Source organism: uncultured Aquincola sp. (assembly GCF_964001545.1).
GTDB lineage: Bacteria > Pseudomonadota > Gammaproteobacteria > Burkholderiales > Burkholderiaceae_C > Aquincola.
Genome location: NZ_CAXFDV010000533.1, coordinates 1 through 2,792, shown reverse-complemented (window position 1 = coordinate 2,792; position 2,792 = coordinate 1). Strand labels below are relative to the sequence as shown.

At 68.6% G+C, this 2,792-nt stretch carries 2 protein-coding genes and 1 pseudogene; all 3 read right to left on the bottom strand.

The annotated features are described in order from the left end of the window. Window positions 1-485, bottom strand: a pseudogene (locus ABNT58_RS18330) (putative 2-aminoethylphosphonate ABC transporter permease subunit); the annotation flags it as partial. Continuing rightward, window positions 482-1,582, bottom strand: a complete 1,101-nt coding sequence (locus ABNT58_RS18325; RefSeq protein ID WP_348754880.1) for a putative 2-aminoethylphosphonate ABC transporter ATP-binding protein — start codon at window positions 1,580-1,582, stop codon at window positions 482-484. The pseudogene ABNT58_RS18330 and the gene ABNT58_RS18325, both read right to left, overlap by 4 nt. 16 nt (window positions 1,583-1,598) lie before the next feature. Beyond that, a complete protein-coding gene (locus tag ABNT58_RS18320) occupies window positions 1,599-2,636 on the bottom strand; it encodes a putative 2-aminoethylphosphonate ABC transporter substrate-binding protein (protein ID WP_348754879.1) in 1,038 nt (345 codons plus the stop codon). Window positions 2,637-2,792: the final 156 nt, after the last annotated feature.

Here is a 2,792-nt window from a genome sequence, read left to right as displayed (position 1 = left end):
GCCAGGCCCTGGTTGCCGAACCAGTAGATCAGCGAGATGGCCGACAGCAGCGAAGGCGCCAGCAAGGGCAGCAGGCTGATGCTGCGGAAGAGGCCCTTGGCCGGCATGCAGCTGCGGGTAAGCGCATACGCAAAGGTGAAGGCCAGCGGCAGCACGATGGCCGTGACCAGCGCCGACACCCACAGGCTGTTGAACAGGCTTTGCTGCAGCGCGGGTGATGCCAGGTAGGCGCTGAAATGCACCCAGCGCGACTGGCCGGCCGCCCCCGGCGCAAAGGCCTGCGACAGCAGCGCCGCCAGCGGCCCCAGCAGGCCGATGGCCAGCACCGCGGCCACCGCCAGCAGGCCCAGGTGGGCCAGGCGTTCGCTGGCCGGCACGCGTTGGCGGCGGGCAGGGGCCACCGGCGCGGGCCGCACCAGCGGGCGCGGCGCAGGCGGGGCGTCGGCGGGCGACAGGGCAGGGCTGGGCATGGCCACGGTGTTCATGCCGCGGCCCCGGCCGCGAACACCCGCAGCCGGTCGGTGCGCAGCGCAAAGCGCAGCGCGGCGCCTTCACGCACACCGAACTCGTCCATCTGGTTGAGCGAGAACTGCAGCTGCACCGGCTGGTCGGGCAGGCCGTCCACCGCCATCTCGGCCAGGCAGTTGCTGCCGCTGAACTCGATGTGCCGCACCGTGCCCTGGCAGGCACCGGGGTGGTCGGGCTCGAAGCGGTCGATGAGGCGGTCTTCGGGCCGCAGGTACAGCGCCACCGGCGTGCCGGGCGCCAAGCCGTCGGCCTGACCGGCGGGGCAGGGCAGGCGCAGTGCACCGGCGCGCAGCCAGCCGCCGGCTTCGGCCACCGCGTGCAGCCGGCTGGCCTTGCCCACGAAATCGGCCACGAAGGGCGTGGCCGGTTCGCGGTACACCTGCAGCGGCGTGCCCACCTGCTCAATCACCCCGTGGTTCATCACCACGATGCGGTCGGCCACGGCCATGGCTTCTTCCTGGTCGTGCGTGACCATGATGGTGGTGACGCCCAGCTGCCGCTGCAGCGCGCGGATCTCGTTGCGCAGCCGCACCCGCACGATGGCGTCCAGCGCCGACAGCGGCTCATCCAGCAGCAGCAGGCCGGGCGAGGTGGCCAGCGCCCGTGCCAGCGCCACCCGCTGCTGCTGGCCGCCCGACATCTGCGCCGGGTACTTGCCGCCGCTGCCGGGCAGGCCCACCAGGGTCAGCAGCTCGTTCACCCGCGCCGCCACTGCCGCCCTTGGCTGCCGGCGGTTGACCAGGCCATAGGCCACGTTGTCGGCGATGCTGAGGTTGGGAAACAGCGCATACGACTGGAACACGATGCCGTAGTCGCGCTCGGCCGGCGGCAAGCAGGAGATGTCGGTGCCGGCCTGCACGATGCGGCCGCTGCTGTGCTGCTCCAGCCCCGCGATGATGCGCAGCAGCGTGGTCTTGCCGCAGCCCGAAGGGCCGAGGAAGCAGACGAACTCGCCGCGCTGGATCTGCAGCTGCACGTCGTGCAGCGCGGTGAAGGCGCCGAAGCGCTTGCCGACGCCTTCGAGCTGCAGGTAGGGGCTGGGCAGGGTGCTCATGGCCGGGTGCCGGGGCTTACTTGCGCGGCTCGCTCTTGGCGTCGTAGCGCTTGGACCACTCGGCCAGCACCGCATCACGCTGGGCGGCCGACTGGTTGAAGTCCATCTTGATCAGCCGCGACTCGTAGTCGGCCGGGATGCTGTCCAGCTTGGGCGCCACGCCGGGCTGGGCGGTGATGGCGAAGTTCTTGCCATACAGCTGCATCGCGTCCTTGCTGGAAGCCCAGTCGGCCAGCTTCTTCGCGGCTGCGATGTTTTTGGCGCCCTTGTGGATCGCAAAGCCTTCCAGGTCCCAGCCCAGGCCTTCCTTCGGGAACACCAGCTCGATGGGCGCGCCCTTGGCCTTGTTGGTGTGGGCCCGGTACTCGAAGGAAATGCCGGCCACGTATTCGCCGGCGGCGGCCATGTTGCAGGGCTTGCTGCCGCTGTGGGTGTACTGGGCGATGTTCTCGTGCAGCGCGTCCATGTACTTCCAGCCGCCGCCCTTGCCGCCTTCGTCGCCCCACAGGTTCAGCCAGGCCACCACGTCGAAGTAGCCGGTGCCCGACGAAGCCGGGTTGGGCATCACCACCTGGCCCTTGAACTCGGGCTTGGTCAGGTCCTTCCAGCTGGTGGGCATGGGGATGTTGCGCTTCTTGGCTTCCACCGTGTTGAAGCACACGGTGGCGCCGAACACGTCCATGCCGAACCAGGCGGGCGGGTTCTTGGTGTCGCGGTACTTGCTCATGATCGCGTCGAGGTTCATCGGCGCATAAGGCTCGAGCATGCCGTTGCGGTCGAGCAGGGCCAGGCTGGAAGCGGCCACGCCCCACACCACGTCGGCCTGGGGATTGGCCTTTTCGGCCAGCAGCTTGGCGGTGATCACGCCGGTGGAGTCGCGCACCCACTTGATCTCGATGTCGGGGTTGGCCTTGTTGAAGGCCTGCTGGTAGGCCTTGAGCTGGTCGGTCTCCAGCGCGGTGTAGACGGTGAGCTGCGCCTTGTCGGCCGCGGCGGCCGAGGCCACCATCACCAGTCCGGCCAGGCCGGCGAACGTCGTCTTCAGGAAACCCATGCTGTACCCCTTGATGTGGTTGGTGCGAGTGACCGATTTATGACTTGGCAACGTGACAGCCGCATGAAAACGGGCGTCAGCAAGAAGGGGGCCAGTGCCGCTTTGCTGATTGACGATTGAAGATTGTCGACAATCTGTGGGCGTTGCATACTTGGC

Bases quoted from the DNA above. Each gene is read 5' to 3' on its own strand.
- ABNT58_RS18320 (WP_348754879.1), bottom strand. From the start codon at position 2,636: ATGGGTTTCCTGAAGACGACGTTCGCCGGCCTGGCCGGACTGGTGATG.
- ABNT58_RS18325 (WP_348754880.1), bottom strand. From the start codon at position 1,582: ATGAGCACCCTGCCCAGCCCCTACCTGCAGCTCGAAGGCGTCGGCAAG.